Annotated in this window: 15 protein-coding genes; 5 read left to right on the top strand and 10 right to left on the bottom strand. The window is 59.4% G+C overall.

The annotated features are described in order from the left end of the window. Positions 1-13: 13 nt before the first annotated feature. Positions 14-3,355 (bottom strand): T9SS type A sorting domain-containing protein, encoded by a 3,342-nt coding sequence (locus FJY67_00955; protein ID MBM3328027.1) that lies wholly within the window; start codon positions 3,353-3,355, stop codon positions 14-16. A gap of 17 nt (positions 3,356-3,372) precedes the next feature. Further along, complete coding sequence (locus FJY67_00950; protein MBM3328026.1) at positions 3,373-3,672, bottom strand: hypothetical protein; 300 nt, start codon at positions 3,670-3,672, stop codon at positions 3,373-3,375. Between the two features lie 291 nt (positions 3,673-3,963). Between FJY67_00950 and FJY67_00945 the strand changes: the two genes are divergently transcribed. From FJY67_00945 to ychF, 3 genes are all read left to right on the top strand, one after another. After that, positions 3,964-4,461 carry a hypothetical protein gene (locus tag FJY67_00945; protein MBM3328025.1) on the top strand — a complete coding sequence of 166 codons (498 nt, stop codon included), beginning with the start codon at positions 3,964-3,966 and terminating at the stop codon, positions 4,459-4,461. A gap of 107 nt (positions 4,462-4,568) precedes the next feature. Further along, entirely contained in the window at positions 4,569-4,841 is a 273-nt protein-coding gene (locus FJY67_00940) for an HU family DNA-binding protein (protein MBM3328024.1), read from the top strand. 347 nt (positions 4,842-5,188) lie between these two features. Beyond that, positions 5,189-6,271, top strand: coding sequence for a redox-regulated ATPase YchF (ychF, locus tag FJY67_00935; protein MBM3328023.1), 1,083 nt, complete (start codon positions 5,189-5,191; stop codon positions 6,269-6,271). A gap of 413 nt (positions 6,272-6,684) precedes the next feature. On the opposite strand, the gene FJY67_00930 is transcribed toward ychF, so the two are convergent. From FJY67_00930 to FJY67_00895, 8 genes are all read right to left on the bottom strand, one after another. After that, complete coding sequence (locus FJY67_00930; protein ID MBM3328022.1) at positions 6,685-8,103, bottom strand: hydroxylamine oxidoreductase; 1,419 nt, start codon at positions 8,101-8,103, stop codon at positions 6,685-6,687. 196 nt (positions 8,104-8,299) lie between these two features. Next, positions 8,300-8,977, bottom strand: a complete 678-nt coding sequence (locus tag FJY67_00925; protein MBM3328021.1) for an MgtC/SapB family protein — start codon at positions 8,975-8,977, stop codon at positions 8,300-8,302. Positions 8,978-9,123: 146 nt separating this feature from the next. Beyond that, on the bottom strand, positions 9,124-9,861 hold the full coding sequence (locus FJY67_00920) for a hypothetical protein (GenBank protein MBM3328020.1): 738 nt from the start codon (positions 9,859-9,861) through the stop codon (positions 9,124-9,126). After that, entirely contained in the window at positions 9,854-10,264 is a 411-nt protein-coding gene (locus FJY67_00915) for a YjbQ family protein (protein ID MBM3328019.1), read from the bottom strand. The genes FJY67_00920 and FJY67_00915 overlap by 8 nt, the downstream gene beginning before the upstream one ends. Before the next feature lie 214 nt (positions 10,265-10,478). Beyond that, complete coding sequence (locus FJY67_00910; GenBank protein ID MBM3328018.1) at positions 10,479-11,186, bottom strand: HAD family hydrolase; 708 nt, start codon at positions 11,184-11,186, stop codon at positions 10,479-10,481. Beyond that, the gene (locus FJY67_00905; protein MBM3328017.1) at positions 11,183-11,464 is read right to left on the bottom strand and encodes an acylphosphatase; all 282 of its coding nucleotides are present in this window, start codon (positions 11,462-11,464) and stop codon (positions 11,183-11,185) included. The genes FJY67_00910 and FJY67_00905 overlap by 4 nt, the downstream gene beginning before the upstream one ends. Next, a complete protein-coding gene (locus FJY67_00900; protein ID MBM3328016.1) occupies positions 11,458-12,717 on the bottom strand; it encodes a 3-isopropylmalate dehydratase large subunit in 1,260 nt (419 codons plus the stop codon). Before FJY67_00900 ends, FJY67_00905 begins: the two co-directional genes overlap by 7 nt. Then, entirely contained in the window at positions 12,717-13,664 is a 948-nt protein-coding gene (locus FJY67_00895) for a site-specific DNA-methyltransferase (GenBank protein ID MBM3328015.1), read from the bottom strand. The genes FJY67_00900 and FJY67_00895 overlap by 1 nt, the downstream gene beginning before the upstream one ends. A gap of 159 nt (positions 13,665-13,823) precedes the next feature. Between FJY67_00895 and FJY67_00890 the strand changes: the two genes are divergently transcribed. Both FJY67_00890 and FJY67_00885 read left to right on the top strand, forming a co-directional pair. Further along, positions 13,824-15,551: a proline--tRNA ligase gene (locus FJY67_00890; GenBank protein ID MBM3328014.1), complete on the top strand. Its 1,728-nt coding sequence runs from the start codon at positions 13,824-13,826 to the stop codon at positions 15,549-15,551. Between the two features lie 124 nt (positions 15,552-15,675). After that, complete coding sequence (locus FJY67_00885) at positions 15,676-16,047, top strand: hypothetical protein (protein MBM3328013.1); 372 nt, start codon at positions 15,676-15,678, stop codon at positions 16,045-16,047. Positions 16,048-16,891 lie beyond the last annotated feature (844 nt).

Below are 16,891 nucleotides of genomic sequence, written 5' to 3'. Positions count from 1 at the left end.
AGGGTTCCCCCTACTACTTCGTCAAGGTAATGACCTGCGTGGCACGGATGCGTTCACCTGCCCGCAGCACCACCACATAGTTCCCCGCCGGGGACGTTCCTGCCGTCCAGACCGCCCGGTGCCACCCGGCCGGTCGAACCCCCTCGAGCAGCGTCGCTACCCTTCTTCCCTGCATGTCGTAGAGCGCAAGGTGGAAGAGAGCCGCCTCAGGCAGCGCAACTTGCAAGTTCACACTCGCATTGAACGGGTTCGGGAAGGCGCTGCCGATGGCATAAACCTGCGGCATGTCCGGACCTGTAGCGATGCTGCCGCCCTGATTGCCGACCCGCAAGGTTGCGCTCGAGACGGCATTCAGGTTGGGATCGTAGGTCAGTCCCTCCTTGACGACGTCGAGCACGGTCAGGACGATATCGCCACTGGCGTCCCGGATCTGGGGCGTTACAAACGACACCTGCCCGTTGCCATCCGTCGTGCCGTTGACGTTGGCCGAATAGATGCCGCTCCAGCGCGCCGAGACGACTGCTCCCGGCACCGGGTTGTCGTTCTCGGACTGAATGGTAACAATGCCCGTTACCGTCGTATTGCGCTTCACAACTCTTGACGATAGCGCAATCCCTGCCACAGCCATATACTGATCTGCCGGTGCCTCACCGACGGTGTAAGTGAGCGCGAGATGATCGACCGAGAGGCGGTCAAGCCCGGTGCGGCCTTGCGTTCGGTCGGTGTCGCGCACCCGGAGGTAGAAACTGCCCGTTGCGGAGCCGTTGATGGCAACCACCTGGGGTGTGTTGTCATCTGCAACCTTGGTCACGGTCAGCAGTTCGGTATAGTTCTGCCCGTCGAACGACCCGGCGAAGACAAAGTGGTCGTTCTCGTTGTTGCTGTTATGGAACGCTTCGACTGCCAGACTGAGGTCATAGCCGGTCAAACTGAAGGTCCAGATGTGCTCGAGGTAACTATACCGCCGAGCAGGCTGGCCGCCCGAGACGACTTCGGTCAGGACCTCATAGCCGTTGTCGCTTGCTGAGACCTCGGCAAGACTCCCCTGCCGGGTGCCGATGATCGTCTGCTCGGATGATGGCGCAATCGTTAACACTTGCTCTCCGGGGCCCTGGAAGTAGCGCTCCAAGGCGTCGAAGATCGGATGAAAGAACTGCACCTCGTTTGTGAAGTCAGCAAAGGTAGGAACCGCATCCGCGCCGCCATAGAACGAGATAATGTTCTCGGTGATGACGTTGGGGAACTCGTCGAGTTCGAAGTGGAGCCAGTTTTCCGGGTCGCTCTGGGCGTTGTGTCCGGCATGGGAGTAGAGCATCTGTTGATTGGAGCCGAATCCGGGCTGCTCGATGTAGTTCGAGATGACGATGTTGTTGTCGTTGTTCCAGCGGTATCCGCCGCCGTAATAGACGCCGTAGTAATCATCGACCCGGACGGCAGCATGATTGCCGGCGCCGATCGAATTAGCCGGGACCGGGTAGAGCGGCGTCAAACTGACCAGATCGAAGTGCGTCCCGGCATCCATCAGCGGCGCATTGGGATAGTAGTCGTCGGCGGCGGAGATTTCTCCACAGCGGCTGTTGGGATGTCCGTCGCTGTCGTAACTATGCACCTGAATCGTCAACTCCTGATCGAGCAGATCGACCGCCGCCTGGTGCATCACATTGAACCAGGTGCGCCCGTTGCGGGTCGGATCGGAAAGCGACTTGGAATTGGTGTAGGGAGTCACTCCCGTCCAGGCAACCTCGCGGCCGGCGCCATTGACCATCAGGACTCCGGCGCCAAGGGTGTGAAAGGCGTCGAGCGCCAGCGCCGGCGAGACGTAGTCGTCACATGGATGCGGCGCTTCGATAATGATCTGCGCCCGGGGGGCGTCGAGACGAACGGCAAACAGTCCCCAGCCGAGGTCGAAACTGCCCTGAACATCGTCTGCGGCCGTCTCCGTGCCGTTGTCGTCGAAATAGTTGTTATTCAGGACTTCACGCAGGATCAGGTAGGTCGCATCGCCATCCGTGAGACGCACCAACTGATACCTCGTGCCGAGTCCGGCGTTGCGCAGCAGATACCGCACTCCTGCTTCATCGCCGGTCACGAGCCGCCGGGATGCCTCCTTCAACACCTTTAGCACGACATCACCGCCGATTTCGGAATTGATCACCTCGAAACGGCCAAAGCCGTTCGTCTGCCGGTCGAGTTGCGCCGGTCCATGGTCGTTGTAGCCGGCTTGGGCAATCCCTTCCGAAATGTGGCTCACCCAGTTATCGTAAGCCGTCGCTCCAGCAGTGCTGCCCATATAGAAGTTGTCGAATGAAGCGCTCTCCTGCACCAGCGACGGCACTGCGGGCGCCTGATCGAGCCAGGCTCGGGCAGCGGTAAAGATTGGGCGGTAGTAGTGAACCACGGCTTGAAAGTTGCGCCAGGTCGGGACGCCCGAGCCGGGCCCGGTGTAGCCGTAGAACTCCGCAATGGACATCCCGGTCGCTGCAGCCACGTCGGGGAACTCGTCGAGTTCCATATGGAGCCAGTTCTCGAGATCATAGGTGAAGTGATGCCCTACATGCGACGCTACCATCTGGCAGTTTGACGCGGTCCCGGGCAGATCGACGTTGTTGGGAATGGTCGTCTGGCCGCGCCACTTGTAGTTGCCGGGATAGTAGGCGGTGTAGTAGGATCCGATTCCGACCGCTGCGAAGGGCCAGGCTTCACTCTGCGGAACCGCCGGGTCGGGCGTCAAACTGATCAGGTCATTGTGGTCCCAACTCATCATCGGCAGGTTCGGATCTGCCCGGTTCTCGCGCTCCCATGAGAGTTGCACCGAGTTGACGCCGACGTGCGCCGGGGTGCCGTTCGAGTTGTAGGCGTTGTAACTATGCACCTGAATCGACCACGTCCCGGGGCGGGCGCTGAGCATCGCCAGATTCCACTCCTGCAGCGCGGTGCGTCCGTTTCGCGACGGATCCGAGAGCGATGAGTCAGAATCGTAAGTCTGCCCCGACCAGGCAGCGTTGCGCGAGACGCCGCTCACCATCAACGTTCCGGCGTCGAGGGTCAGAAAAGCATCGAGTGCAACGTGCGGAGAGATGAAGTCGGTCGATGGATGGACGACCTGAACCGCGACCGCCGGGTGGAGAGCGTTCACCTTCACTACCAGCAGCCCCCAGCCGAGATCGAAACTGCCGCGCACGTCATCGGTCGCATCGTCCGGGGTGCCGTTGTCATCGAAGTAGTTGTCATTAAGCACTTCGCGCAGCATCAGGTAGGCGCTGTTCCCGTCGGTCAGACGAATCACCTCGAAGTAGTTGGCAAACCACGCGCTCGCGCGAATGGCGTCGGCTCCTTCAGGGTCATTAGCCAGCAACGCCGCGGCTATGGCGTTTAGGTCGGCGAGGACTTGCTGCGGGCTGGGGAGGTCGTCGATGAGGCGAAACGTCCCGAAGCCGTTGGTCTCGCGGTCGAGTTCGGGGGGGCAAAATTGAGCGGCCAGCCGACCTGATCGGCTTCGACGGTGTGGCTGATCCAGTTGTCGTAGGCGCCCTGATATACACCCTCGCCGGAGAAGAACTCAAGCAGCGAGCCTTCCTCGGTAACAACTGCAGAATAAAGCGTTAGCGGCAACAGGCAGGAAAGGATTGCCGCGATCCGGGCGGCACGAGCCGCCGGCTTGAAGGCAGGCATACGTACTCCCTCTATATGGACTCGATCGTTAATGATCGTGGAATCCGGATCCGAAAGCGCCTAAAGTTAAGGAAAGCCGGAGCACAAGTCAAGCCTTTGGCGTTCTTCATTCGAAAATTCATTGTGCTGTCGGGTGACCCCACCCGACGGCGGGTGTCAGGTGAAGACACCTGACACCACAAACTATCGCCCTATCCGCCGTTACGCGAATCGCCCGCATCCGTTCGGCGGATCGGAATCCGCCGCTACGCGAATCGCCCGATCCTTTCGGCGGATTCATTGTGCTGTCGGGTGTCCCCACCCGACGGCGGGTGTCAGGTGAAGACACCTGACACCACAAACTATCGCCCTATCCGCCGCTACGCGAATCGCCCGCATCCGTTCGGCGGATCGGAATCCGCCGCTACGCGTATCGCCTTCATCATTTCGGCGGATTCATTGTGCCGTCGGGTGTCCCCACCCGACGGCGGGTGTCAGGTGAAGACACCTGACACCACAAACTATCGCCCTATCCGCCGCTACGCGAATCGCCTTCATCCGTTCGGCGGATCGGAATCCGCCGCTACGCGTATCGCCTTCATCATTTCGGCGGATTCATTGTGCCGTCGGGTGTCCCCACCCGACGGCGGGTGTCAGGTGAAGACACCTGACACCACAAACTATCGCCCTATCCGCCGCTACGCGAATCGCCTTCATCCGTTCGGCGGATCGGAATCCGCCGCTACGCGACGGGAAATGGGGATTCTTCAAGCCCTCCTTTTTTCGCGCGGAAAAGGCCGCAGCCCTTGACAGACCCTAAAGGTTCGACTTATATTGCCTTTTGGTGCTGCATCCCCCGGCAAAGAGGGCCTTACGATGCCGCGCCACCCTGGTCTGTCCGTTATACTGGAAAGCGTATGAACAAAACCGATCTCGTCAAAACGATCGCGACCAAGTCGGGCGCGACACAGAAGACCGCCGAAGCGATGCTGAAGGCGTTCACCGACACGATCATGCGCGCGGTTGCCAAGGGAGACAAAGTGTCGATGGTCGGCTTCGGGAGTTTCGGGGTCCTGAAGCGCAAGGCGCGACCGGGTCGCAACCCGGCCACCGGCGCCAAAATCAAAATACCGGCGAAGAAGGTGCCGAAGTTCGTCCCGGGCAAGGAGTTCCGCTCCAGCGTCCGGTAACCGGCCGAACCCTCGTATTGCCGGCCAGGGAATCCGTCACGCGCGGATTCCCTGCTTTTTGGGAAGTGGGAAAGTATGCAAGTGGGAAAGTGAGAAAGTTCGGACTGGATTGTCCGCTTGCTGCGTCCCTGTTCAAGTCCCGCCTGCGCCTTTGCTGGAGGCAGGCTCGGCGCGGGAATGAAGACGTTTGGTCATTCCCGTGAAGACGGGGATCCATCCTTGATTTGGCTTGCTTGGATTCCCGCCTGCGCGGGAATGACGACTGCGTCTAATATGTAGGGGACGCCCTCGTCCCCCCGAATTGGGCTGGCGGTCGAGGGCATCCGCCAGCCACGAAAGGACATCATATGCGTTGCGGAATCGTCGGCAAGCCGCTCTCCGGCAAATCGACGCTCTTCTCCCTCCTGACCGGATCACCGCTGCCGGATCCGGTTCAGAGCCGTCGTGAAGTGCAGCACGGCATAGCGCAACTTCCGGATCCGCGGCGGGACGAACTGGCCCGCGTCTCCAGGTCGCGCAAGATCGTCCCGGCGACTGTCGAGTATCTCGACATCCCAGGCGCGGCGCACACCGGCGACCGGACCGAGCCTTATCCTCCCGCACTGCTCGGCGAACTGCGGGCGGTTTCGATGCTGGCGCTGGTGCTGCGCGACTTCGCTGCGGCGGGAGTGCCGCATCCGTCGGGGAGTATCGATCCGGCGCGGGACCTGCTGGAGACCGAACTGGAGTTCATTCTGGCCGATCTGGCAACCGCCGAAAAGCGCCTCGAGCGACTCGCGAGAATGCACGACGAAGCGTCCCGGCGGGAAGCGGACTTGTTGGAACGTTGCCGCGATGGACTTGCGGCGGAAAGACCGTTAAGGGAACTCGCTTTCGACGCGACCGACGATAAAGCTCTGCGAGGCTATGCCTTCCTGAGCCTCAAGCCGCTTCTGGTGGTGCTCAATCTGGGTGAGGAGGGTGCAGCAGGGGCTGGCGCGCGGCTTCAGCAGTTACAAGCCGCTTTCCCCGGTCTGGTCCGTCAGGTCGGCTGGGTCTCGGCGGCAGGCGAAATCGAAGCCGAGATCGCGCAACTCGACCCGGAGGAGCGCGCTCCCTTCATGGCTGACCTTGGCTACGACCTGCCGGCGCTCGACCGGATCATTCGCGCCACCTTCGACCTGATGGGCATGATCACCTTCTTCACCACCGGCGACAAGGACACCACCGCGTGGGCGATACCGTCCGGGTCGAACGCCGTAACCGCCGCCGGAGCCATTCACGACGACATTGCAAGGGGGTTTATTCGCGCCGAGGTCTGCCGTTGGGACGATCTGGTCGCTGCCGGTGGGAGCCACGCCCGCTTGAAGGAGCAAGCCAAACTGCACCTTGAAGGGAAGGACTACATCGTAAAGGATGGCGATGTCATCAATGTCCGGTTTGGCATCTGAGCGACAGGGGACTGGCAGCGACGGAGGGCTAGTGGCGACAGGGGACTGGCAGCGACGGAGGGCTAGTGGCGTCAGGGGACTGGCAACAACAGGAAACTGGTGACTCCCCGATTTATCGGGGATCTGTTCTTTCCTGGGACTGGTAGCGACAGAGGACTGGCAGCCCTTTTATTTGGTGAAGGAAGTGACGGGAGTGACAGAAGTGACGGATTGCGGGATACTGCCCGCGACATTCCGCCCGTCCGGATTGGGCAGGCGGACGCCTCGTCCGCCTGCCACGAGGCAAGGAAATTGAAGGATATCTCAGGGCGGACAGGAATGTCCGCCCTCCAAGGCAACTCTTTTAGCCGGGCAGACGCCCCCGTCCACCCTCCGGGAATGCAACGGCAGGTTGAACTGCCTTCGCCTCGCTCCTACTGAACGTAGCGCTTCTTGAACTCTTCCGACGCCTTCTGACGCCGTGCTTTCTCCTCCGGCGGCATCTTCCCTATAGACCACTGGTGGTCGGGCATCGCAAGGATCTCCTTCACCTTCGCTTCGACCTTATCCGCTGCCGCGATCTTCCCCGCTTCCCGGGCTTTATGCGCCAGTTCTTTGGCTTGCGGTATCAGTTCGGTGTAGAACCGGTGCGCAATTTCGAAGAAGCCGTGCCACTGGGTATAGTCGGGAGCGAACATCGAAGCCCCCATTCGCGCTCGACGACCCTCGTGGTGCCAGAGGAAATACCAGGTCCATTCGATTTCGTCGTCGAACGGGATATCGCTGGTGATCAGCCCGGCATCGGTTATCGCAGCCATCAGGTCGCGGCCGGGAAGGGCGAACTTGGTGTTGTAGAGTTCGACGACGTTGTCGAACTGGTGGTAGAACGAGTTGACGTAGTCCGGTGTATGGCAGACGCTGCAGACTTTCTTCATATCGGCGCGCCGTTCCTGCCACGGTTTGACTTTCTTGCCGGCTTTGATGTAAGGCGCATCGACCTTCTCCGAAATAGCCGGCCGGAGCGTCCAACTGATGCGCGAGCCGACGTCGTGGGTCAGCGGCAGGTCGGGTGTCGCCGACATGTGGCAAGTGGCGCAGGTCGGAGCCGCGGTGTAGTCTTCGCCAAGCACCCACTTTGAATTGTTCAGATTCATCCGATCGATGTTGGCATAGTAGGCGATGCCATGTTTCGACTCCTCGTAAATCTCCTTCTGAGGGTGGTCGGGGCCGAGGTGGCAGCGGCCGCAGTTTTCCGGTTGGCGGGCTTGGGCGACCGAGAACTCGTGCCGGGTATGGCAAGCCGTGCAGGAGCCTTTCGTGCCGTCGGGATTGATCCGGCCCATTCCGGTGTTAGGCCAGGTGTCAGGGTGGAGTTTGCCGTTGCCGACGACCTTCACCTCCGAGCCGTGGCACTGCTTGCAGCCTAAGACCGCCGCAGCCGGCCCTTCGACGACCTCGCCCAGAACGTTGTCGAGCGAGCCGAGGATTTCGGCGGCACGGGAGTGATGGCTGGCAGAGAACTCTGCCACCTCCTGCTGATGACACTTGGCGCAGTCGGCCGGGGAGACGATGATAGAAATCATCCAGCCGTTGTGGTCGAAAGCGTCGGCGTCGTTCTTGTCGGCCTTATGGCATTCGTAGCAACCGACGTTGGCGCCGTAGTGCTTCGACGCGCCCCATTGCTGGTAAATACCGGGGTTCTCACTGCGGTGACATTCGATGCAGGCTTGGCTGTCGCCGGATAGAACCGGCAGGTAGCCGCCGCTGCCGGCTTTGGCGGGCGTCTCCTTCTGGTCGGCGCCGATCAGGAAGAGCGCGGCGAGAATGACGAAAAGATAGAGAAAACGGTGCATAGATGATCCCCTTTATTATCAACAAGATGAGTCTAAGGAAGAAGTTATTTATGGGTGCAGTATCATTTGTTTTGTCCCCCCGCTCAGCGGGGGGACTATAGGGGGGTAGAAGTGCAATCCCATATTGCCCCTCCTTTTATCTCCCCCCGCGAAGCAGGGGGGAGAAGACAAGAACTAACGGCACCAAGTAGTAATGCTAATGTTCGACTTCGACGACGCCCGGCGTCACCCAGAGCAATTCCAACAAGGCTCTCGGATCTTCTCCGGTCATCGCCGTTATGGTCAGTTTGGTGCCGTTCGGAACGCGCTCAGCGCGGACGGCGTCGATTTGCACTCCCTGCCGCTGGAGGGCTGTTTGGATCCGTTCCCGGACCTCGCCGGTGTCTTCGCGGAGTACGATTTTCAAGAGCAACGACTTGCGATGGGCGCGGCTTAACCGCTCTTCCACGCCGTAGAGCAGAGTCAACGCCATCAGGACGACGCCGGTTACCATGAGCGCCAGCAGGGGATATCCCGCACCGATGACGATCCCTATGGCAGCGGTCACCCAGATCGCTGCTGCGGTTGTGATTCCACCGACCTCTCCGCGCCGGTGGATAATGACGCCGGCTCCGAGGAAGCCGATAGCGGTCGCGATCTGCGCCGCAATGCGGGAGGGATCGGGGGTGCCGCCTTCGCCGCGACTGATGCCGAGCAGTTCGCCGGACATCATGTAGAGCGCTGCGCCGAAGCAGACCAGTATGTAGTCCCGCAGCCCCGCCGCCTTACGGCGCATTCCACGCTCAAGCCCGATCAATCCTCCACAGACGATCGCTGTCAAAAGGCCGCCGATGATCCCCGGCAGGAGCGCTCCGATACGGGTTAGATCTTCCATAATGATAATGTCAATGCTAATGCAATGTCAATGCTAATGCCAATATCAGTGCCGATACTTCCTATAATGTCATGCTGATTGCAGTGAAGCATCTCGTCCGGAGGAGACCCTTCACTTCGTTCAGGGTGAAAATTAGTAACCATACCTCAAGTGGAACCAAACATCCTCCTCGCGACTGCTTTCAGGCCGCGCCAGGAGCGGACAAGATTATGGCCTGCTACCGCCAGGTGATAATATATGCCCAAATCGCCTCGTCCGTAGAGTTCCACCGCATCGGGAAGGTCGTGCTCGAGCAACATCACATCGTAAGCCTTGAGGTACCTGCTGCGGCTATGCCGGGCGCGGAGTGGATCCAGCGCCACCAAGCCCCTACTGGTAACGAGGTAGTTATTCGGATGCGGATCGCGATGGATCCAATCTGCCCTGTGCATACGCTTGATAAACTCGACAATCGCAGGCGCATCATCCATGGTTGCCGGGCGACCCTCGATGAAAGGATAAGCCAAACATACACCGGTGCACATGCGGCCTCTGCGTTTAAGAATATGGAACATCGGCACCGGGGTGGCAATACCCAACTTACTCAAGGCGAAGGCATTACGATGAGCAATTTCTCCCAGTGATGAGGAAAAGATCGATGTGAACTGGAACCACCACCAGGTTTCCTGCAAGATAAACCGTTTGACGACTAACTTGCGCCCCTCAATTTCTACCAGCCCAACCAGACTTCTGTGATCCGATTTCAGCACCACTTTGGGATGCAGGAACTCAGATCGTCGCAAGTCATAAAGAGTCCATTCTGCGGGTCCTCCTGCCGAAGGTAGAAAAATGAAGTACCACTCCGCATCGCTTCCGATACGCTCGGCAGGGGCGACGTTATTCACCCATCACCTTCATAATCAGGCGCTTGGGGCGCCTGCCGTCGAACTCGGCATAGTAGATTTGCTGCCAAGGTCCAAGGTCAAGGTCGCCCTTCGTTATGGGGACGACAACCTGATGGTGAACAAGGAGGCTTTTCAGGTGTGCGTCGCCGTTGGTTTCGCCGGTCCGGTGATGGCGATAATCAGCAAAGGGCGCAAGGCGTTCCAACCAGTCGTCGATATCGGCAATGAGACCATCTTCAGCATCGTTGACATAGACACCAGCCGTGATGTGCATCGCCGAGACGAGGATCATACCTTCGGCGATACCGGACTCCTTAACGACCTTCCGCACCTCTGCAGTGATGTTGATGTAATCGCGCTTGCGCGTGGTGTTGAAGGTCTTGTAGCGGGTTAGAGACTTCATATCAAAAAGATGCGGATTATATCCAATACTCCCCCCACGAAGCGGGGGGACGCAACAAGGTAATACTGCGGCTCGTGATATAATTAATAGGGGCGCCATATAGTAGTATCAGTAGGACGGACATTCTTGTCCGTCCATAGGACAGGCAGGAATGTCTGTCCCACTGATAAATACCACTATTATTGCACCCATTAACAGTCGTGATGCCCACCGTCTACCCGTTCCGAATCACATCGATGAACCGGTCGTTGTCCGAAAAGTCATCCATCAACGCATCCGGCTGACAGGTCTCGAGTTCAGCTCGCGCGTACATCCCGGTTGCGACGGCGAGGATTTTCGACCCGAGCGCGCGTCCGGCTGCAACATCGTTGGGAGTATCGCCGATCACCCAGACATCCTTAAGCGGAAAGGGAATCCCGAAGTGCCGGCAGCCCCGTTCATAGGCGATTCGGATGAGGTCGGCGCGGACGCCGCTGTCGCTGCCGAAGCCGCCGGTTGGAAAGTAGTGGTCGATGCCATGCCGCTTCAGTTTGAGGCGCGCCCCCGGCTCGATGTTGCCGGTTCCCAGAACCATATTCATTCCCGACTCGCGCACCAGGCGGAGGAGCAAATCCTTCACCCCGGGCTGGAGGCGCGGACGGGGAGAAGCGAAGAGAATCTCCTCCAGTAATGTAACATATCGTCCGGTGAAACGGGTGAAGTGATCCTCAAAGTCCTCGACCGCGAGGCGGTTATTGACCAGAATCTCACTAAAAATGTTGACGTCGGTCTGGCCATAGGCCGTGATGCCGCGGGTGGCGTTATCGATAGCATAGATCTCACGGGCTGCACGTTCAAGCGCGACGCGGGTTAGACCGGCGGAGTCGGTAAGCGTCCCATCGACGTCGAAGATCAACAGTTTTTGGGAGTGATTTGGTTCTATTCCGTCCTCTTGATGCTGAAGTTGGTGCTGCTTTCCGTCCGATCAAGGTAGTCGATTTCAAGTGCTTCGATTCGTGAGTGTCCGTTGCCGCGGCGGATGATGTCGATGAAGCGGTTGATAAAGGCTTCCTCGCCGGTCGCTACGACCCGGACTTCGCCGTTGAAGAGGTTCTGCACATAGCCGGTCAGGCCGAAGTCATCGGCAGCATCCTTGACGAAAGCGCGAAACCCGACTCCCTGCACCCGACCGGAAGCGACCATGCGGATGGTCTTTAGCATACGTCGGCAAGTGAAGACGGGATTTCGCCGCACACCGCCGTCGAAGCGGCTACGGCCGGGCTGCAGAGATAGACCTCCGCGTCGCCACTCCCCATCCGGCCCTTGAAATTGCGGTTGGTTGTGGCAAGACACTTTTCGCCTGGGGCAAGTAGTCCCTGATGGGCTCCCAGGCAAGGTCCGCAGCCGGGATTGAGAATGACCGCACCGGCTTCGACGAGGGCTTCGATGACACCGCGCCTAAGGGCTTCAAGATAGACCTCTCGCGAACCGGGGACGATCAGGAGCCGGATGTGCCGGGAGAGGGTTTTTCCTCCAATGATCCGAGCCGCGATCTCGAGGTCGTCGATGCGCCCGTTGGTGCAGGAGCCGATGACGATCTGGTCGGGCCTAAGACCGGCGGCATCTCGCAGCGGCACCACGCGGTCCGGATGATGCGGTAGTGCCACCTGCGGATCGAGGCGGCTCAAATCGACCTCGACGACCCGTTCATAGTTGGTGCCTCGATCCGCATAGACAGCGTTCAATTCGCTTTTTGTCCGCCGGGCAAGATAGGCTGCCGTTTGCTGGTCAAAGGGGACGATGGCAAACTTGGCACCCATCTCCATTGCCATGTTGCAGAGCGTGAACCGACCTGAGACGTCCAATGAAGTAATGGCTTCGCCATAGTATTCGACCGACCGGTAGTCGGCGCCGCGCGCAGTCAAAAGCCCGAGCAGATGCAGCGCCAGGTCTTTGGCACCTACCATAGGGCCGAAGATGCCTTTCGTTTCTACCCGTATGGTCGTCGGCACTCTTAGCCAGAGTTCTCCGGTGGCCCAGACGGCGGCCATTTCAGTTGCGCCGATGCCGGTCGAAGCCGCGGCGAGGCAGCCGTAGGAGGTCGTATGGCTGTCGGTGCCGAGGATCAACTCGCCGGGCAGAGCGTGGGCGCGTTCGATCATCACCTGATGACAAATGCCTTCGCGAATGTCGTAGAACGCCTCGATACCCTGCTCGGAAACGAACTCGCGAATCGCTTTGTGCGCCGCAGCGGTGCGCTCGGACTCGGCGGGGACGCGGTGGTCGAGCGGTATTACTATACGCGCCGGATCGAAGACGCGCTCGACGCCGATTTCGCGAAAGTGTCGGATCACCAGTGCGGCGTTGTCGTGCGACATCAGCCGGTCGGGCCGGGCGGTTACGAGTTGTCCGGGCTCGACCTCAGCCTGCCCAGAGTGAGCGGCGAGGATCCTTTCGGCGATGGTGTGGGGCACTATGATCTTCGAGTGGCGTCGCCTGCACTGAGTCGCGATTGTGCGATATCGATTGCAGCCGGGTTCAGGTCGATGCCGATCCACCTTCGACCGAGCCGCGCGGCGACGGCGATAGTCGTTCCACTGCCACAGAAGGGGTCGAGCACCAGATCACCCTCCATTGACGATGCGGCGATAATGCGCGCGAGCAATGCCTCCGGTTTTTGAGTCGGCCAACCGGTTCGTTCCTTTGACGTGCGACCTACCATCGGAATCTCCCAGACATCCCGCATGCGGACCAGGGTGTGCCAGCCGATCTCGTCCTGCGACTCGGCTACGCCCCTAAAGCGATAGGGCTTTAGATCGCGGTTATAGGACTTTTCGACCTGCACTTGAAAGAAGCACCTCTCTGCGTCGCGAGCGTAATAGAGTATCGTGTCATGTTTGCGGGCAAAGCGCCGCGCTGTGGATCCGCCGCTCCGGTAGGCCCAGACGATTTCGTTTCGAAACTGGAGCGGTCCGAAGATCGCGTCGGCGAGCAGTCGCAAGTAGGCTCCCGCCGTCGGATCGCAGTGGAGATACAAACTGCCCGTCGGTTTCAATATCCGGTGGCATTCGACCAGCCGCATCGCGATGAAAGTCAGGTAGCGACCGTGCGACCGACTTATCCGGCGGGAGACCCAATCGATCAGTTCCCCTATCGCGAGAGGCATAGCGGCGGACTCCCCGTCCTCTGCAGCGCTCGAATCCGGTTTGTTCCAGCGGTCATCGAAGGCGCTGCCAAAGCGTCTCCCGCTCATGAAGGGCGGGTCGAGATAGATCAGATCGACAAACGACGGCTCCATCCGGCGCAGGAGTGGTAGATTGTCTCCGGCGACCAGACAGTCAGGCAGAAGTGCAGACAATGCCGGGATTCGAGCAAGTGCGCCGGTTGCAGCCGCGGCATGTGGGGTTGAAACGGTCGCCATAACCTATCTGCAATATACCCTCTGGTGTTCACTTGAGTCAACAGGGAAGCGACACCGCCCTTTTGCAGCCTGCACGTCGCCACAATAACACCTTGCGGAATGGTGAAGAAGAGCCTAAATTGTGCAGGATAACATCACATAGGATTCCTCACCACTCTAATGCTCCGTTCCCAGTATTTCGCGCCGACGCTGAAGGAAACGCCCTCCGACGCCGTGGCTACGTCGCACAAGTTGTTGCTGCGCGCCGGGCTGGTCCGGCCGCTTTCGGCCGGCATATGGACATTTTTGCCGCTCGGCTGGCGCGCGGCCCGAAAGGCCGAGCAGATCGTCCGCGAGGAAATGGAGCGGATCGGAGGGCAGGAGTTCCACTTTCCCGCGCTTAATCCGATCGACATCTGGAATGAAACCGGTCGCGCGACCGATTTCGGCGAAGAACTCTTCCGCCTTACCGACCGTAAAGGCCGCATCAACTGCCTTGCGCCGACGCACGAGGAGGTCGTTTGCGCCACCGCCCGGGGTGAAATTCGCTCGTGGCGCGACCTGCCGCAGATTTGGTTTCAGATTCAGACCAAGTTCCGGGACGAACCCCGCCCCCGCGGCGGTATGCTCCGGATGCGCCAGTTCATCATGAAGGATTCCTATAGCCTCGACCGCGACGAAGAGGGCCTCGACCGCAGTTACGACCTGCACCGGCAGGCTTATGAGCGCATATTTCAACGCGCCGGACTCGACTACTTCATTGTCGGAGCATCGTCAGGGCTTATGGGAGGAGCCCAGTCGCAGGAGTTTATGGTAGAATCTGACGCCGGCGAGGATACCATTGCGCGTTGTCCATCGTGCGGCTATGCGGCAAATATCGAGGTGGCTTCATCGGTAGTTGAAAAGCCCGATCAAGGGGAGGCAGGAACCCTCAACGAAGTTGCCACACCGGGACAGCGCACCGTCGATGAAGTCTCAGCATATTTGCAGGTTCACCCTTCTCGGATGGTCAAGACGCTCATCTTTGCCACCGGCAGCGGGCCGCTTATGGCGCTCGTAGCCGGCGACGACGAAATCTCGGAAGCGAAATTGATGAAGGCTGCTGGAGGACTGGTCCGGCCGGCTCATCCCGATGAAGTCCGGGAATGGCTCGGCGTCGAAGTCGGCTATATCGGTCCGCATGGAAACCGGACCATGCCGGTCTATGCCGACCTCAGGCTTGAGGATGCCGTCGGGATGATCACCGGCGCCAACCGTGCCGATCACCACGTATCCGGCCTCGATCTGGCGCGCGACGCCCGTCCGGACGAATATGTCGATCTACGCGTAGTGCGCGAAGGCGAAGGCTGCCCGGTCTGCGGTCAGGGCTTAAGGCTTATTCGCGCCATTGAACTCGGGCACATTTTCAAACTCGGCACGAAGTATTCCTCGGCCATGGGGGCGGTCTATCTCGACGAAAGCGGGGGCGAGCGGCCGATTGTGATGGGCAGTTACGGCATCGGAATCGAACGCATACTTGCAGCGGCGGTCGAAGGCCAGGCCGATGGCGATGGCATTCGTTGGAACAGCGCGCTTACGCCAGTCGATGCGGTAATAATTCCACTCGGAAGCGGCGAAGACGATGTCACGCGGGTAGCCGGGGATATAGAGATGCTGCTTGAAGAAGAGGGTCTTGCGGTGCTGCTTGACGACCGTGACGCCCGCGCCGGCGTCAAGATGAAGGATGCCGATTTGATGGGCGCTCCGGCTCAGGTAATCGTCTCTCCGCGCAACCTCGCATCCGGCACCGTTGAATTAAAAAACCGCTGGACCGGTGCACGGAACTTCGTCGATCCATCGTCGATAGCCATTGCAGTCGAGGAGATTCTTGAAGAGTGCCGCCCGATGCTGAGGGACGAAGCAGACTAATGATAATGCCAATGCTAATGTCAATCGGGTGAGCGACATTGTGATACAATGTGTCATAGGCTGGCACTGTTAGTCGGCCATCGCCAATCACCCTCCTACAGTTCGCTTTAACATTAACATCACTATGGACGATTCAGACCGACCCCCCCGTCACGACCTCGAAGGTGAGGCAGTCCCGGAGACGACCGAGATTCCCTGGGAGACGATGCTTGCCTATGTGCCGGTTTTCTGCCTCTACACATGGTCGCAGAGCCGTGAAAAGCCGGAACTTAGGGAACATGCGCGGCAAGGGATGATCCTCTTTGCAGTTGAGGTCGTCCTCTTCTTGGTTACCGTGCCGACCTTTTACAAGATTCTCTGGCTGGCGGTGTTGGTGATGGCGGTTTTGGGGATATGGGCGGCGTTTAATGGCCGTCCGTTCAGATTGCCGCTGTTGGGTGATTTGGCTGACCGGCTTTCGGGCGACCCTGCGGGCGGGGAAGATAGGGAAGTGTAGTAGTCCGCTTAAGGCCTGTTAAACATTATCAATGTTCGGGACCAGGACTTTAAAATCCAGCTCCCTGCATACGAGAGCAACTACTTGACCAATAGCACTTTTTTCGTGATAGACTGGCCGGGGGTGCCAAAGCGCAGGAAGTAGATCCCCGAAGTCATTTTGAACGAAGTGAAGAATCTGAACTGATGGGTGCCGGGGGATAGAGGGCCATCGTGGAGGCGAAGGACTTCCCGGCCGTCGAGCGCGTAGAGGCTGAGCCGGACCGGCAAGAGACCCCCCACTTGCGCACTTGGAGGGCGGACATTCTTGTCCGCCCTTAGGGCAGGCAGGAATGCCCGCCCTCCAAGATCAATCGTCACCGTCGCCTGATCGTTGAAGGGATTCGGAGCAATCGTAAGCGAGAGTGGCGCGTCATCCCTTCTTCCCCCCCCGTCATCCCCGCTTTTCCCCTCGTCATCCCCGCTTTCCCCCTCGTCATCTCCGCGCAGGCGGGGATCCAGTCCAGCACTTAGAGAATGGACATTGACAACCCAAACCTGCACGTCCTCCTCCCACTCATCCTCGCTCACCCGCTCTCGCGCATACCCGCTCACGACATACCTGCCGGTGTCTTGGAACGACATGGACAAAGTGGACTGAGTGGACAGGGTGTCGGCTTCGTTCAGCGTCCACCAGAACTCGATGGAGTCGTTGTTGGCATTAAAGGGAATTAGTTCGAAGGTCGCTTCCTGACGCGGCTCGAGGAATAATTCGGGGAGATTAGGCTCGAAGGCTCGAATGACGCCGCGCACCTGAATATTCCACTGAATAGAATCTGCGGGAATGGGATCGACGTTCGGGTCGA

Source organism: Calditrichota bacterium, from assembly GCA_016867835.1.
GTDB lineage: Bacteria > Electryoneota > AABM5-125-24 > Hatepunaeales > Hatepunaeaceae > VGIQ01.
The sequence above is the reverse complement of the archived record's forward strand: the minus strand, read 5'-3'. Positions and strand labels throughout refer to the sequence as shown.